At 67.5% G+C, this 15606-nt stretch carries 13 protein-coding genes; 9 read left to right on the top strand and 4 right to left on the bottom strand.

Translation table 11 applies throughout. The features are described 5' to 3' along the window. Position 1: 1 nt before the first annotated feature. The 3 genes from GEM_RS10115 to GEM_RS10105 are packed head-to-tail and all read left to right on the top strand — an operon-like array spanning position 2 to position 3113. Positions 2-940 carry a VOC family protein gene (locus GEM_RS10115; protein ID WP_420358917.1) on the top strand — a complete coding sequence of 313 codons (939 nt, stop codon included), beginning with the start codon at positions 2-4 and terminating at the stop codon, positions 938-940. Next, complete coding sequence (locus GEM_RS10110; protein WP_014897305.1) at positions 937-1635, top strand: YoaK family protein; 699 nt, start codon at positions 937-939, stop codon at positions 1633-1635. Before GEM_RS10115 ends, GEM_RS10110 begins: the two co-directional genes overlap by 4 nt. Next, positions 1632-3113 (top strand): alginate export family protein, encoded by a 1482-nt coding sequence (locus GEM_RS10105; protein WP_014897304.1) that lies wholly within the window; start codon positions 1632-1634, stop codon positions 3111-3113. The genes GEM_RS10110 and GEM_RS10105 overlap by 4 nt, the downstream gene beginning before the upstream one ends. A gap of 104 nt (positions 3114-3217) precedes the next feature. Here the strand turns inward: GEM_RS10105 and GEM_RS10100 are convergent, their stop codons facing one another. Continuing rightward, positions 3218-4804, bottom strand: coding sequence for an acid phosphatase (locus GEM_RS10100; protein WP_014897303.1), 1587 nt, complete (start codon positions 4802-4804; stop codon positions 3218-3220). Between the two features lie 221 nt (positions 4805-5025). On the opposite strand from GEM_RS10100, the gene GEM_RS10095 reads away from it, so the two are divergent. From GEM_RS10095 to GEM_RS10085, 3 genes are all read left to right on the top strand, one after another. Beyond that, positions 5026-6375 carry a cytochrome-c peroxidase gene (locus GEM_RS10095; protein WP_014897302.1) on the top strand — a complete coding sequence of 450 codons (1350 nt, stop codon included), beginning with the start codon at positions 5026-5028 and terminating at the stop codon, positions 6373-6375. A 113-nt stretch (positions 6376-6488) separates the two neighbouring features. Continuing rightward, entirely contained in the window at positions 6489-6875 is a 387-nt protein-coding gene (locus GEM_RS10090; protein WP_014897301.1) for a hypothetical protein, read from the top strand. Positions 6876-6886: 11 nt separating this feature from the next. Next, a complete protein-coding gene (locus GEM_RS10085; protein WP_014897300.1) occupies positions 6887-7357 on the top strand; it encodes an NUDIX hydrolase in 471 nt (156 codons plus the stop codon). Positions 7358-7481: 124 nt separating this feature from the next. Here the strand turns inward: GEM_RS10085 and GEM_RS10080 are convergent, their stop codons facing one another. Further along, positions 7482-9191: a glutamine--tRNA ligase/YqeY domain fusion protein gene (locus GEM_RS10080; protein ID WP_014897299.1), complete on the bottom strand. Its 1710-nt coding sequence runs from the start codon at positions 9189-9191 to the stop codon at positions 7482-7484. Between the two features lie 253 nt (positions 9192-9444). Between GEM_RS10080 and GEM_RS10075 the strand changes: the two genes are divergently transcribed. Together GEM_RS10075 and GEM_RS10070 are read left to right on the top strand one after the other, a co-directional pair. Continuing rightward, positions 9445-9654, top strand: coding sequence for an ornithine acetyltransferase (locus GEM_RS10075; protein ID WP_006497729.1), 210 nt, complete (start codon positions 9445-9447; stop codon positions 9652-9654). 201 nt (positions 9655-9855) lie between these two features. Then, positions 9856-10404, top strand: coding sequence for an RBBP9/YdeN family alpha/beta hydrolase (locus tag GEM_RS10070; RefSeq protein ID WP_014897298.1), 549 nt, complete (start codon positions 9856-9858; stop codon positions 10402-10404). A gap of 30 nt (positions 10405-10434) precedes the next feature. Here the strand turns inward: GEM_RS10070 and GEM_RS10065 are convergent, their stop codons facing one another. Beyond that, entirely contained in the window at positions 10435-11655 is a 1221-nt protein-coding gene (locus GEM_RS10065) for a CaiB/BaiF CoA transferase family protein (protein WP_041490654.1), read from the bottom strand. Positions 11656-11893: 238 nt separating this feature from the next. On the opposite strand from GEM_RS10065, the gene alaS reads away from it, so the two are divergent. Then, positions 11894-14518, top strand: a complete 2625-nt coding sequence (alaS, locus tag GEM_RS10060; RefSeq protein ID WP_014897296.1) for an alanine--tRNA ligase — start codon at positions 11894-11896, stop codon at positions 14516-14518. A 119-nt stretch (positions 14519-14637) separates the two neighbouring features. Here the strand turns inward: alaS and GEM_RS10055 are convergent, their stop codons facing one another. Continuing rightward, entirely contained in the window at positions 14638-15552 is a 915-nt protein-coding gene (locus GEM_RS10055) for a LysR family transcriptional regulator (RefSeq protein WP_014897295.1), read from the bottom strand. Positions 15553-15606 lie beyond the last annotated feature (54 nt).

The raw sequence follows: 15606 nt of genomic DNA, 5'->3' as shown, positions 1-15606 counted from the left end.
GATGCAACAACCAGGAAATCCCGTGATTAATTCCATTCGTTCAGTGCTGCTCGCCGCGACGCTCGCGAGCGGTCTCGCCGTCGTGCCTGCCGCGTTCGCGAAACCTCCCGTGCCGCCCGCGGGCACGCCGACGGTGGCCGTCGGTCCGCAGTACGACACGACGCACGTATGCGTGGCGCCCGAAGACTTCGACCGCTTCACCGACAGCGTCGTCGCGACGTTCGGCGGCAAGAAGTCGAAGCAGGGCGTGTTCCAGGTCACGCCGACACCGAGCCAGACGATGTCGCAGCTTGTGCTGACGCCGGTCGGCACGATCTCGGTGTTCGGCTTCAAGACGCCGATCCCGCATCCGTTCTGCGCGGAGCGTACCGGCTATCTCGTCACGGACATGGACGTCGCGGTGAAGTCGGCGCGCGAGCACGGCGCCGACGTGATCGTCGACACGTTCCCCGATCCGATCGGCCGCGATGCGATCATCGCGTGGGCGGGCGGCGTGAACATGCAGCTCTACTGGCATACCCAGGCGCCGAACTACGACGCGTTGCAGACCATCCCCGAGAATCGCGTCTATGTGTCGCCGCAAAGCGTGCGCAAGTTCGTGCACGATTTCGTCAAGTTCTCGAAAGGCAAGGTCGTGTCCGACAACCTGAAGGCGCCGGGCGTCGAGATCGGCCGGCCGAACGACACGTACCGCCGGATCCGCATCGAATCGGGCTTCGGCAAGATGACCGTGCTCGTGACGGACGGCCATCTGCCTTACCCGTTCGGCCGCGAAATGACGGGCTACGAAGTGTCCGATCTCGCCGCGACGCTGAAGCAGGCCGAAGCCGCGGGCGTGACCGTGCTCGTGCCGCCGTTCGCGTCGGACGGCCGCGATGCGGCGCTCGTGCAGTTCCCGGGCGGCTACGTCGCCGAGATCCACGCGAGCGCGCCGCGATGAAGCACGAGGACACGATCCTTGCCGCGGTGGCCGGCTTCGTCGACACGCTGAGCTTCGTTGCGCTGTTCGGGCTGTTCACCGCGCACGTGACCGGCAACTTCGTGCTGATCGGGGCGGGCATCGCGGGCTTCGGCCAGGGCGTCGTGCTGAAGCTCAGCGTGTTTCCGGCGTTCGTGTGCGGCGTGATCGCGAGCAGCCTGATCGCGCGGTCGATGTCCGCGCGGCCCGCCTGGCAGGGCACCCGCACGCTGCATGCGGTGCAGGCCGTGCTGCTGCTCGGCTTCTGCGCGGCCGGCGTGTGGGCGACGCCCGTCACGCAGCCCGACAGCCTGCCGGCGCTGGTGGCCGGCATCGTCGGCACGTTCGCGATGGGCGTGCAGAACGCGCACCCGCGCGTGATTCCGCGTGCCGGCGGCGTGCCGAATACGGTGATGACCGGCAACGTGACGCAGGCGATCCTCGACGTCGTCGACTTGCTGTCGGCCGGCACGGCGGACAGCGTGCGCGCAGCGGCGCGGGCCCGTTTCGGCAAGATGCTGCCGGCGATCGTCGCGTTCGCGCTCGGCGCGGCATGCGGTGCGCTCGGGTTCCGCTACGTCGGATTTCTGGCGCTGCTCGCGCCTGTGGCCGCGCTCGCGATGCTGGCGCTGGGTGCGGCGCAGGCGGCCGGTACCGTGACGCAGGAGCGCGCATGACCAGACTGGAGCAGGGGAGGCGCCGCGGCCGTGGCTTCGAGCGGGCCGCCCGCACGTCGATCGTTGCCGGGCTGCTGTTCGCGGGCGCCGACGCGGCGTTCGCGGAAACGATGGCGACATCGACTTCGGCATCGGCAGCCACCGACACCACCGCATCGACGTGCACGGCCAAGCGGCCGACCGTATTGTTCAACCGCTGGCAGGAAGACTGGTCGGTGCTCGCGAATCCGTGCGTGCCGCGCGCGCCGCTCGACGGGTTGAAATACATTCCGCTCGGCAACGATCCGGCATCCTATCTGTCGCTGGGTGTGAACCTGCGCGAGCGTCTGGAGACCAACGACGCGCCGCTGTTCGGGATCGGCTCCGCGCAATCGGATACGTACCTGATCCAGCGCGTCGAAGTGCATGCCGATGCGCACCTCGGCCAGCACTGGCAGTTCTTCGCGCAGTTGCAGGACGCGCGCGCGTTCGGCAAGAACACGGTGTCGCCGGTCGACAAGAACCCGCTCGATCTCGAACAGGCGTTCGCGACCTATACGGGCGCGCTCGGCGGCGGCACGTTCAAGTTCCGTGTCGGCCGGCAGGAGATGGCGTTCGACTTGCAGCGCTTCATCGCCGCACGCGACGGCCCGAACGTTCGGCAGGCGTTCGATGCGGTATGGGCCGATTACGAATACGGGAAGTGGCGCTTCATCGGCTATGCGACGCAACCGGTGCAGAACCGCAATGCATCCGATTTCGACGACGTGTCGAATCGCGATCTCACGTTCAGCGGCGTGCGCTTCGAGCGGCAGTCGGTCGGGCCGGGCGACCTGTCCGGCTACTGGTCGCGCTACAACCGCAGCAACGCGCGTTTCCTCGATGCGAGCGGCCGCGAGCGTCGCGACGTGTGGGACCTGCGCTACTCGGGCACGCAGGGCCGCTTCGACTGGGATCTCGAGACGATGCTGCAGACCGGAACGGTAGGCAACAACACGATCGGCGCGTGGGCCGTCGGATCGATCGCGGGCTACCGGCTCGATGCGCCGTGGTCGCCGCGCATCGCGCTGCAGGTCGACGCGGCATCGGGCGACCGGCATCCGCACGACGGCCGCGTCAGTACCTTCAATCCGCTGTTTCCGAACGGCTATTACTTCACGCTGGCGGGCTTCACCGGCTACTCGAACCTGATCCACGTGAAGCCGTCCGTGACGCTGAAGCCGTCGCCGAACCTGTCGCTGCTCGGCGCGCTCGGCTTCCAGTGGCGCGAGACGACCGGCGACGCCGTCTATCAGCAAGCCAACGCCGTGGTGCCCGGCACGGCCGGCAAGGGCGGCTTGTGGACGGGGATGTACGTGCAGCTGCGCGCGGACTGGACGATCGCCGCGAACCTGATCGGCGCGATCGAGGCCGTGCACTTCCAGGTCGGCAACGCGATCCGGCAGGCGGGCGGGCACAACGCGGACTACGCCGGCGTCGAGCTGAAGTACGGCTGGTGACGCAGCCGCGCGGCAACGCGCGCATGAAAAAGGGCGGCCCCGCGGGGCCGCCCTTCGTGCGTCAGTCCGACAGCGTTGCCGGCCCGTTCGCGATGATGATGCGATTACAGGTTCGGCGACAGCGCGAGCGCGTTCGTCAGGTCGCCCATCGCCTGGCCGCCGTTCGCTTTCAGCGCGTCGTCGCGCTGCTGCAGGCCTGCGAGGCGCGGCAGCGAGAAGCGGCGCGTGATGAAGCGCAGGATCGAACCCGTGTCGTACTGCGTGTGGTCCACGAAGCCCTTCTTCGCATACGGCGACACGATCAGTGCCGGAATGCGGGTGCCCGGGCCCCAGCGATCGGCGGTCGGCGGCGCGGCATGATCCCAGAAACCGCCGTTTTCGTCGTACGTGACGACGACGACCATGTTCTTCCACTGCGGGCTTGCCTGCAGGTGCGCGATCACGTCGGCGATGTGCTGGTCGCCGGAGGTGACGTCCGTGTAGCCCGGGTGCTCGTTCAGGTTGCCCTGCGGCTTGTAGAACGCGACTTGCGGCAGCGTGCCCGCGTCGATCGCCTTGATGAACTCGGCGCCGTTCGCGCCGCCGTCGAGCAGGTGCTGCGCGCGGCTCGCGGTGCCCGGTGCCTGGTTCGCGAAGTAGTTGAACGGCTGGTGGTGCGGCTGGAAGTTCGGCGTCGAGAGATCGGCGCCGTAGATCACGTTCGACGTACCGCTCTGACTCGCCTGCAGCGCCTGGCCCCATGCGCCGCCGTACCATGCCCACGACACGCCCGCGTTGGTCATCAGGTCGCCGATGTTGGTCGCCGTCTGCGGCGGCATCGTCGACGCATTGGCCGGGTCGGCGAGCAGCGGGTCGCCGCCCGTGGCCGCCTTGTTGCCGCTCGGCTGGTACGCCGGCTGCATCGTGTTGACGCCGTAGAAGTCAGGCGTCAGCGCGCCGTCGTTGACGAACTTCGGCGCGCCGCTCAGCGCGGAGGCCGGCGAGTTCGTGGCGACCTTCAGCGACTTGCCGTCGGCGTTCAGGACTGCGATCTTGCCGGCCGCCGGGCTCTTGTCGGCGTTCGCGTAGAACGGCGCACACGCGCAGATCAGGTACTGGTGGTTCAGGAACGAGCCACCGAACGCACCCATGAAGAAGTTGTCGGCCAGCACGTACTGCTGCGCGATCTTCCACAGCGGCAGCTTCGACGGATCCGCCGTGTAGTGGCCCATGGTTAGGCCGCCTGCATCGGTCCATGCGGCATACATGTCGTTCTTGCCGCCGTCGATCTGCATCTGGTCCTGGTAGAAGCGGTGCACGATGTCGCGCGTCGCGATGCTCATCGACTGATTGAAACCATTCGGATCGTCGATCGCGAACGCTGCGTTCGGCAGGTTCGCCGTCATCGCCTCGGTGACCGCTGGCGTGATGCCGGTCGCGGTCAGTCCGCCCCAGATCTTCGGCAGCGTCGCCATTGTCGAGCCGTCGCGATCCTTCTGCACCGAGTTCGCCGCCGTCGCGTTCTGCAGACCGTTCGCGCCCGGGAAGTTGCCGTACAGGTTGTCGAAGCTGCGGTTTTCCGCGTAGATCACGACGACGTTCTTGACGGTCGACAGGCCTTGCTGCGTGACATCGTCGCCGCCGCAGGCGGTCAGGCTGAGCGCGGCCGCGAGGGCGATCGGCGTGTAGCGAATCCAGGCGTGCTTCTTCATGCGATGTTCTCTCTTTCGTTGTTTGTCGCGTGTGGGAACCAGGGTGGCGTAGGGCCGGCGCACGAACCTCGGGGCACCGACCGGCTGCGCGCATTATCTGGAACCGATTTGACAGGCGGGTGTAGGGACGCTTTCAATTGACTGTCGGTTGAACGTCATGTAACGGTCACGGAACTGACATAAGCTCCGGCCGATTGCCCACCGCTACAAGAAGAACGACGATGCACAGCCTTCTGAAATCCTTCGCGTCCGCGCGATCGTTGATCCCTGCCGCGGCGACGCTCGCGCTGGTCGGCGGACTCGCGGCGCTCGCCGGTTGCGATGCGCACCCCGGTGCCGATGCATCGGCCGTCGCGATCGTGCCGGCGGCACAGGCCGCCCCGGCCGCTCCGGCAGTCGCGCCGGCCAGCCAGCCGCAGACGCGCGCGCAGGTATTCGAGGGCGTGAAGCAGATGACGGCGCTCGGCAAGCAGTTGTTCTTCGATCCGTCGCTGTCGGGGTCCGGCAAGCTGGCATGCGCGTCGTGTCATAGCGCCGCGCATGCATTCGGGCCGCCGAACGCGCTGTCGGTACAGCTCGGCGGCGACGACATGCACCGCACGGGTTTTCGCGCGGTGCCGTCGCTGAAGTACCTGCGCGGCATTCCGCCGTTCAGCGAGCACTTCCACGATTCACCGGACGAAGGTGACGAAAGCATCGACGCGGGTCCGACCGGCGGGCTGACCTGGGATGGTCGCGTCGATACGCGCGATGCACAGGCGCGCATTCCCCTCACGTCGCCATTCGAGATGAGCAGCTCGCCGGCGCGGGTCGCGAAGGCGGTTCGCGCCGCACCCTATGCCGACGCGTTCCGTAAGGCGTTCGGCGATCGGGTCCTCGGCGACGACCAGGCCACGTTCGGCGCGGTGCTGCGCGCGCTCGACGCATTCCAGCAGCAGCCGGCGCTGTTCGATCCGTACACGAGCAAGTACGACGCGTATCTGGCCGGCCACGCGCAGCTCACGCCCGCGGAGTTGCGCGGGTTGCAGCTGTTCAACGACGAGAAGAAGGGCAACTGCGCGAGCTGTCACGTGAGCCAGCGCACGCTCGAAGGCGGCCCGCCGCAGTTCAGCGATTTCGGCCTGATCGCGATCGCGGTGCCGCGCAACCGCGCGCTGCCGGTCAATCGCGATCCGCACTTTTACGACCTCGGCGCGTGCGGCCCCGAGCGCACCGACCTGAAGGGCCGCGACGAATTCTGCGGGCTGTTCCGCACGCCGTCGCTGCGCAACGTCGCGCTGCGCAAGACGTTCTTCCACAACGGCGTGTACCACTCGCTCGAGGACGTGATGCGCTTCTACGTCGAGCGCGACATCCATCCGGAGAAGTTTTATCCGGTCGTGCACGGCAAGGTGCAGGTCTACGACGACCTGCCGAAGCGCTACTGGCCGAACATCAACCGCGAGCCGCCGTTCGACCGCAAGCGCGGCGAACCGCCCGCGCTGAACGCGGCCGAGATCAAGGACGTGATCGCGTTCCTGAACACGCTGACTGACGGATATCAGCCCGCGGCGACGTCGGCGGCCCGCTAAAAGCGGCGCGTTGCAGCACGCATGCTATGCTCGCTCGCTGACAGGCGTGGCGCGTGCCGGTTCGCCGGCCGAGCGCCGCGCCGTTCGATCGAACATCCAAGGAGAACAAACACATGTCGATGCGTGCATCCCTTTCCGTCGTCACGCGCGTGCTGGCTGGCGCTGCATGCGCAGCCGCGATGCTGCCCGCGCATGCGCAAAGCAACCTGGGCTTCCTGAACGACACGCCGCTGGCCTACTTCAGCAAGACCGACCGCGCGTCGCTCACCAAGGCCGTCGTGCAGGTGCGCGATGACGGCAAGGACGGCGAGACCACGACGTGGCAGAGCAGCGGGCGCGGCACGCAGATCGATGCGAAGCTCACGCCGTCCACGTCCGACAGCGACGGCAAGACCTGCCGCGAGATCGCCACCGAAATTGCCGCGAAGGGCCAGACGATGACGCTCAAGCCCGTCTATTGCAAGACGGCCGCGGGCAAGTGGCAGCTGCAGAAGCGCTGAGCACGCGTGCAATGAGGCGCAGCGGTGCGCCGCGCACGGTATCGTGCGGCGTCGTGATTCTCGACGGGGCCGGTCGCGTGTTCCTCGCGCATGCGACGGACACCACCCACTGGGACATCCCGAAGGGGCAGGGAGAGCCCGGTGAGACGCCGGCCGACGCGGCGCTGCGGGAGCTGCGCGAGGAAACCGGCATCGAGTTCGCGCCGGCTCGGCTGCTCGATCTCGGCCGCTTCGCGTACCGTCACGACAAGGATCTGCACCTGTTCGCGGTGCAGGTGGCGGACGACGAGATCGATCCCGCGCACTGCACGTGCACGTCGCTGTTCCCGAGCCGTCGCGACGGCTCGCTGATTCCCGAGATGGATGCGTACCGCTGGACCGCGCCCGGCGACGTCGACGCGTATGCGAGCCGCAGCCTCGCGCGGCTGTTTCGCACGACGCTGTCGCTCGCGGATCTGCATCGGCGGCTGGCCGGCGCGTGAGCGCGGCGGCCTGCGCGGCCGCTTCGATCCCGCGCACGCAATAAAAAACCGACCCAGGGGGTCGGTTTTTTTTCGTCGCGCGACGGGCGGTGCAAGGCCGCCGCGCCGCGCGCGGAGCAGGCCGTCAGGCCGGCTTGCCCCAGCTGTCGCGCAGCCCGACGATCCGGTTGAACACGGGCTTGCCCGGTTTCGAATCGACGCGATCGGCGACGAAGTAGCCGTGACGCTCGAACTGGAGGCGCGTTTCCGGCGCAACGTCGCCAGCGCCCGGTTCGACATAGGCCTGCGTGATCTTCTTCGAATCCGGGTTGAGCGCCTCGAGGAAGTTCGCGCCGCCCGCGTCCGGGTGCGGCTCCTTGAACAACCGGTCATAGATTCGCACTTCGGCCGCCTGCGCATGCTTCGCGCTGACCCAGTGGATGTTGCCCTTGACCTTGTAGGTGTTTGCGCCTTCGGTGCCCGACTTGCTGTCCGGGAAGTAGTTGCAGTGCACGGCCGTCACGTTGCCGTCGGCGTCCTTGTCGAAGCCCGTGCACTCGATCACGTAGCCGTAGCGCAGGCGCACCTTGTTGCCCGGGAACAGGCGGAAATAGCCCTTCGGGGGGTTCTCGACGAAGTCCTCGCGTTCGATCCACAGCTCGCGCGAGATCGGGAACGTGCGCACGCCGCGGTCCGGGTGATGCGGATGCACGGGGGCCGTGCACGCTTCCTCGAGGTCTTCCGGATAGTTGTCGATCACGAGCTTCAGCGGATCGAGCACGGCGACCGAGCGCGGCGCCTTGTCGTCGAGGTCGTCGCGCAGCGCGCCTTCGAACACGCTCATGTCGATCCACGAATCGACCTTCGTCACGCCGATCCGCTCGCAGAACAGGTGGATGCTCTCCGGCGTGAAGCCGCGGCGGCGGATCCCGACGATCGTCGGCATGCGCGGGTCGTCCCAGCCTTCGACGTGCCCCTCGGTGACGAGCTGCAGCAGCTTGCGCTTGCTGGTTATCGCGTACGTGAGGTTCAGGCGCGAGAATTCGATCTGTTGCGGCAGCGGACGCGCAAACATGCCGGCTTCCGCGAGTTCGTTCAGCACCCAGTCGTACAGCGGGCGGTGATCCTCGAACTCGAGCGTGCACAGCGAATGCGTGATGCCTTCGAGCGCATCCGAGATGCAGTGCGTGTAGTCGTACATCGGATACACGCACCACGCGTCGCCGGTGCGGTAGTGGTGCGCGTAGCGGATCCGGTAGATCACCGGGTCGCGCATGTTCATGTTCGGCGAAGCCATGTCGATCTTCGCGCGCAGCACGTGCTCGCCTTCCTTGAACTCGCCGGCCTTCATCCGGCGGAACAGGTCGAGGTTTTCCTCGGGCGAGCGATCGCGGAACGGCGACGGCTTGCCGCCTTCGGTCAGCGAGCCTCGGTTCGCGCGCATTTCATCGGCGCTCTGGCTGTCGACGTAGGCCTTGCCGCGCTGGATCAGCAACTCGGCGAATTCGTACAGTTTGTCGTAGTAGTCGCTCGCGAAATACTGGTGATCGGTCGCGTCCTTGCGCCAGTCGAAGCCGAGCCAGCGCACCGCATCGACGATCGAGTCGACGTACTCGACGCTTTCCTTTTCCGGGTTCGTGTCGTCGAAGCGCAGGTGGCACACGCCGCCGTAGTCGCGCGCGACGCTGAAGTTCAGGCAGATGCTCTTCGCATGGCCGATGTGCAGATAACCGTTCGGCTCGGGCGGGAAGCGCGTCTCGACGCGGCCGCTCCATTTGCCGGTGCGGTTGTCGTCGTCGATGATATTGCGGATGAAGTTGGAAGCCGCGGGGGCGTCGTTGCGTTCGGTGCTCATGCGGTTGGCGTCAGGTTGTGTCGGCGCGTCGCGCCGGTTTAATCCTGTAATTCTACCTGACCGGGGTCCGTCCCGCGCGGGTTGCGGCGCGGCGCCGGCCAATTCGCGATGCGTACCGCAATATCTCGAGTGTGTGTCGGCTGTAACACGACGTAAATCGGATTGCCCGGCGCATTCGGGTTTTTCTATGATGGCTTTACCGATTCAACGCCGCCATTCGCAATTTTTGCCTGGCGGGAGGAAGCCAACAATCATGATGAAGAAGACCACTTTTCTCGTTCGTACCGCGGTAATCGTCGCGGCCTTGTCGCAACTCGGCGCATGCGCGATGACGCATACGCAGCGTAATGCCGGTATCGGCGCGGCCGCAGGCGGCGCGCTCGGCTACCTGATCACGGGCGGCCCGGTCGGCACGGTCGCCGGTGCGGCAGCAGGTGGCCTGGTCGGCGCCGGCGTGCGCTGATCGAAGCCGGCGGGCGCCTGCGCCGCAGGCGCCGCTGAACGCCGGCCGGTCGTGACGCCGGCCTGAACGCGTCACGATCTTCTCGACTATCACGCAATTTCACGCACATCCCCGGTTTTTGACAGGCAGCATCAGGGAGAGGAGGGTGTGCGACACTTCGTCGACGCCACATCATGACGCGCTGCGTCGACGAATCCTTCCATGAGCGACACCCCCGTTTTCATCCTGCCGGGCTACGCCAATTCGGGCCCGCTTCACTGGCAGAGCCGCTGGGAGCGTGCCGACGCGCGCTTCTCGCGGGTCGCGATGCCCGACTGGGACCGCGCGTTCCGCAACGGCTGGTGTCTCGCGCTCGACCGCGCGGTCGAAGCCGCGCGCGGGCCGGTGCTGATTGCCGGCCACAGTCTCGGCACGCTGACGACTGCGTGGTGGGCGACGCGCTATGCGCGCCCGGCCGCGCTCGCGAAAGTGCGCGGCGCATTGCTCGTCGCGTTGCCCGATCCCGCCGGGCCGGCGTTCCCTGCCGACGCGCACGGCTTCGGGCCGGTGCCGCACGAGCGCTTGCCGTTTCCGACCTGCGTCGTCGCGAGCAGCGACGATCCGTACGGTTCGATCGCGTTCGCGCGCGGCTGCGCGCACGCGTGGGGCAGCACGTTTCAGGACATCGGCCCGCGCGGCCACATCAACGCGGACAGCGGGCTCGGCGACTGGCCAGCCGCGCGCGGCTGGCTCGACGCGCTCGCGCGCTAAACGCGAGCGTCGCCGCGCGAGCGTGTCGCGTCAGATCGCCTGCTTCGCCTTCAGCGCCGCGATGTGCGCGTCGTCGTAGCCGAGCATGTCGCGCAGCACGTCCTCCGTCTGCGCGCCGAGCAGCGGCGGGGCGGTGCGTGCCTCGGGCGGTGTCGCGCTCATCCGGATCGGATTGCGCACCAACTGTACGTCTGCGCCGCACGGGTGCGGCAGCGACACCTGCAGCCCGCGCGCGACCACCTGTTCGTTGTCGAACACCTCGTCGAGTTCGTTGATCGGCCCGCACGGCACGCCGGCCGCTTCCAGCGCGTCGATCCAGTCGGCCTTGCCGCGCGTCTTCACCAGCTCCGCGAGGATCGGCACCAGCGTGTCGCGATGGCGCACGCGCGCCGGGTTGGTCGCGAACCGCTCGTCGTCGGCCAGCTCGGCCCGGCCGCCGGCTTCGACGAACTTGCGGAACTGCCCGTCGTTGCCGACCGCGACGATGATCCAGCCGTCGCTCGTCTGGAACGTCTGGTACGGCACGATGTTCGGATGCGCGTTGCCCCAGCGCACCGGCGGCTTGCCGCTCGCGAGGAAGTTGGTGTTCATGTTCGCGAGCAGCGCGACCTGCACGTCGAGCAGCGCCATGTCGATGTACTGGCCTTCGCCCGAGCGGTCGCGGTGCGCGAGCGCGGCGAGCACCGCGATCGTCGAATAGAGCCCGGTCGCGAGATCGGCGATGGCGACGCCGGCCTTCTGCGGGCCGCCGCCCGGCTCGCTGTCGCGCTCGCCGGTGATGCTCATGAAGCCGCCGATCCCCTGGACGATGAAGTCGTAGCCCGCGCGGTGCGCGTACGGGCCCGTCTGGCCGAAACCCGTGACCGAGCAGTAGACGAGATCGGGCTTCACCGCGCGCAGCGATTCGTAATCGAGCCCGTATTTCTTCAGCTGCCCGACCTTGTAGTTCTCGAGCACGACGTCGCTCTGTGCGGCGAGCTCGCGCACGATCTGCTGGCCTTCAGGCGTCGCGATGTCGACCGTCACCGAGCGCTTGTTGCGGTTCGCCGCGAGGTAGTACGCGGCCTCGGCCGTATCGGCGCCGGCCGCGTCCTGCAGATACGGCGGCCCCCAGTGGCGCGTGTCGTCGCCGGCGCCGGGGCGCTCGACCTTGATCACGTCCGCACCGAAGTCGGCAAGCGTCTGCGCGCACCACGGGCCCGCGAGTACGCGGGTGAGGTCCAGCACGCGGATATGGCTCAGGGCACCCATCGTCGAATCGTCTCCTTTCATGGCTCGCCTTGGCGGGCAAGGCGGATTGGCATGCCGAGCATCTTAAGGCGAATCGGCTGCGCGGGTGGCCCAGGCCGGTCGTCCGGCGTGGCGGGCCGCTGCCGTCTGGGCCGCCGGTCTGTATCGTATAATCGATCGTTTACGATATTTGTCCGCCGTGCGTCCGCGAGGACGGCCGGCGTTTGAAGCCGTCTCAGCCAGACATTCCCCGCACGCCATGAAAGCTGCCGAAATCCGCGAGAAATTCCTCAAATTCTTCGAATCGAAGGGCCACACGATCGTTCGCTCGTCGAGCCTCGTGCCCGGTAACGACCCCACGCTGATGTTCACGAACTCGGGCATGGTCCAGTTCAAGGACGTGTTCCTCGGCACGGACCCGCGTCCGTACTCGCGCGCCACCACGGCGCAGCGCAGCGTGCGCGCGGGCGGCAAGCACAACGACCTCGAGAACGTCGGCTACACGGCGCGCCACCACACGTTCTTCGAGATGCTCGGCAACTTCTCGTTCGGCGACTACTTCAAGCACGACGCGATCAAGTTCGCGTGGGAGCTGCTGACCACGGTCTACCAGCTGCCGAAGGACAAGCTGTGGGTCACCGTCTATCAGGAAGACGACGAAGCGTACGACATCTGGGCGAAGGAAGTCGGCGTGCCGACCGAGCGGATCATCCGCATCGGCGACAACAAGGGCGCGCGCTACGCGTCGGACAACTTCTGGACGATGGGCGACACCGGCCCGTGCGGCCCGTGCACCGAGATCTTCTACGACCACGGCCCGGACGTGTGGGGTGGCCCGCCGGGGTCGCCTGAGGAAGACGGCGACCGCTACATCGAGATCTGGAACCTCGTGTTCATGCAGTTCAACCGCGACGCGCAGGGCAACATGACGCGCCTGCCGAAGCAGTCGGTCGACACCGGCATGGGCCTCGAGCGTCTCGCCGCGGTGCTGCAGCACGTGCACAGCAACTACGAGATCGACCTGTTCCAGAACCTGATCAAGGCCGCCGCGCGCGTGACCGAGATCAGCGACCTGAACAACAACTCGCTGAAGGTGATCGCCGATCACATCCGCGCGTGCTCGTTCCTGATCGTCGACGGCGTGATCCCCGGCAACGAAGGCCGCGGCTACGTGCTGCGCCGCATCGTGCGCCGCGCGATCCGCCACGGCTACAAGCTCGGCCGCAAGGGCTCGTTCTTCCACAAGCTGGTGGCCGACCTCGTCGCCGAGATGGGCGCCGCGTATCCGGAGCTGAAGGAAGCCGAACAGCGCGTGACCGACGTGCTGCGCCAGGAAGAAGAGCGCTTCTTCGAGACGATCGAGCACGGCATGTCGATCCTCGAGGCCGCGCTGGCCGACGTCGAGGCGAAGGGCGGCAAGGTGCTCGACGGCGAACTCGCGTTCAAGCTGCACGATACCTACGGCTTCCCGCTCGACCTCACGGCCGACGTGTGCCGCGAGCGCGGGATGACGGTCGACGAGCCGGCGTTCGACGACGCGATGGCGCGCCAGCGCGAACAGGCGCGCGCGGCCGGCAAGTTCAAGGCCGCGCAGGGCCTCGAATACTCGGGCGCGAAGACCACGTTCCACGGTTACGAGGAAATCGCGTTCGACGACGCGAAGATCGTCGCGCTGTACGTCGATGGCGCATCGGTCAACGAAGTGAAGCACGGCCAGGATGCGGTCGTCGTGCTCGACCACACGCCGTTCTACGCGGAATCAGGCGGCCAGGTCGGCGACCAGGGCGTGCTCGCGAACGCCGCAACGCGCTTCGCGGTGGCCGACACGCTGAAGGTGCAGGCCGACGTGATCGGCCACCACGGCACGCTCGAACAGGGCACGCTGAAGATCGGCGACGTGCTGCGCGCGGAAATCGACGCGCATCGTCGCGCGCGCACGCAGCGCAACCACTCGGCTACCCACCTGATGCACAAGGCGCTGCGTGACGTGCTGGGCGCGCACGTGCAGCAGAAGGGCTCGCTCGTCGATGCGGAGAAAACCCGTTTCGACTTCGCGCACAACGCGCCGATGAGCGACGACGAAATCCGTCGCGTCGAGCAGATCGTCAACAACGAAATCCTTGCGAACGCGCCGGGCATCGTGCGCGTGCTGCCGTACGACGAAGCGGTGAAGGGCGGCGCGATGGCGCTGTTCGGCGAGAAGTACGGCGACGAAGTGCGCGTGCTCGATCTCGGCTTTTCGCGCGAACTGTGCGGCGGCACGCACGTGCACCGCACCGGCGACATCGGCTTCTTCAAGATCGTCGTCGAAGGTGGCGTCGCGGCCGGCATCCGCCGGGTCGAGGCGATCACCGGCGACAACGCGCTGCGCTTCGTGCAGGAGCTCGACGCCCGCGTGAACGAAGCCGCGGCCGCGCTGAAGGCGCAGCCGTCGGAGCTCACGCAGCGCATCGCGCAGGTGCAGGACCAGGTGAAGTCGCTCGAGAAGGAACTGGGCGCGCTGAAGTCGAAGCTCGCCTCGAGCCAGGGCGACGAACTCGCGCAGCAGGCCATCGAAATCGGCGGCGTGTACGTGCTGGCCGCGACGCTCGACGGTGCGGACGCGAAGACGCTGCGCGAGACGGTCGACAAGCTGAAGGACAAGCTGAAGAGCGCGGCGATCGTGCTGGCGGCCGTCGAAGGCGGCAAGGTCAGCCTGATCGCGGGTGTCACGCCTGACGCGAGCAAGAAGGTCAAGGCCGGCGAGCTCGTGAACTTCGTCGCGCAGCAGGTCGGTGGCAAGGGCGGCGGCCGTCCGGACATGGCGCAGGCAGGCGGCACGGATCCGGCGAACCTGCCGGGCGCGCTGGCGGGCGTCAAGGGCTGGGTCGAAGAGCGTCTTTGATCGTCACGGCTGAGGCGATGCGGTCTCGCTGACCGGATCGCCTCACATGAAAAAACGACCCGATCGGCGTTGGCCGGTCGGGTCGTTTCGTTTGTGCGCCGGTCGTACGCGCTGCCGGCTCACACCGGCATCCCTACCGGCGCTTGCGCCGCATTGCCCGGCTGCCGGGCGGCATCGCCGAGCGCATCGCGCAGCGCGGCGAGCGCCGCCGACGCATAGCCGTGGCGCCACGCGAGCAGCGTGTCGATCCCTTCGAGTTCGGCGATCGTGTGGGCGGCGACATTGCCGGTCTCGGGCTGCAGCTCGAGCACCGAGCGCGGTGCGACCGCGATCCCCGCACCGGCCGCGACGCACGCGACGATCGCGTGATACGAGCCGAGTTCGAGCACGCGCGCGGGTTTCATCCCGTGCGCCGCATACCATTGCTCGACGTATTTCCGGTAGCTGCAGCCGCGCTCGAATGCGATCAGCGTCGGCAGGATCACGTCGCGTGGCGTGCGCACCGGCGGATGACCGCGCGGCGTCAGCAGCACCAGGTCCTCGTGGAAGATCGGCACCGTCTCGAACGTGTCGGGCAGCGTGTCCGGCGCGGGCGGGCGCGCGAACAGCGCCGCGTCGATCTCGAAGTCGCGCACCTTGTCGATCAGCCAGCCGGTCGTGCCGGTCACGAGCTCCAGCGACACGTCGGGCCACGCATGGTGATAGCGCGCGAGCACGGTCGGCAGCCGGCTCGCGGCCGTGCTCTCCATCGTGCCGAGCCGCAGCCGCCCGCGCGGCGTGTCCTCGCGGATCGCGTCGCGCGCCTCGTCGGCGAGCGCGAGCAGCCGCTCCGCGTACGGCAGCAAGGTGTGCCCGGCCGGCGTCAGCACGAGCCGGCGGCCGTCGCGCACGAACAGCGCCGCGCCGAGCTCCTCCTCGAGCTGCTTGATGCGCGTCGTCACGTTCGACTGCACGCGATTGAGCTTCTCCGCCGCGCGCGTCACGCCGTTCTCGCGCACGACGGCCCGAAAAATCGCCAGCGCCGCCAGATCCATAATTCTCTCCGTGAGATAGGTGGATTCTTTATTATTCATTTATCGAGAACGTTT

Source organism: Burkholderia cepacia GG4 (assembly GCF_000292915.1).
Lineage (GTDB): Bacteria > Pseudomonadota > Gammaproteobacteria > Burkholderiales > Burkholderiaceae > Burkholderia > Burkholderia cepacia_D.
The sequence above is the reverse complement of the archived record's forward strand: the minus strand, read 5'-3'. Positions and strand labels throughout refer to the sequence as shown.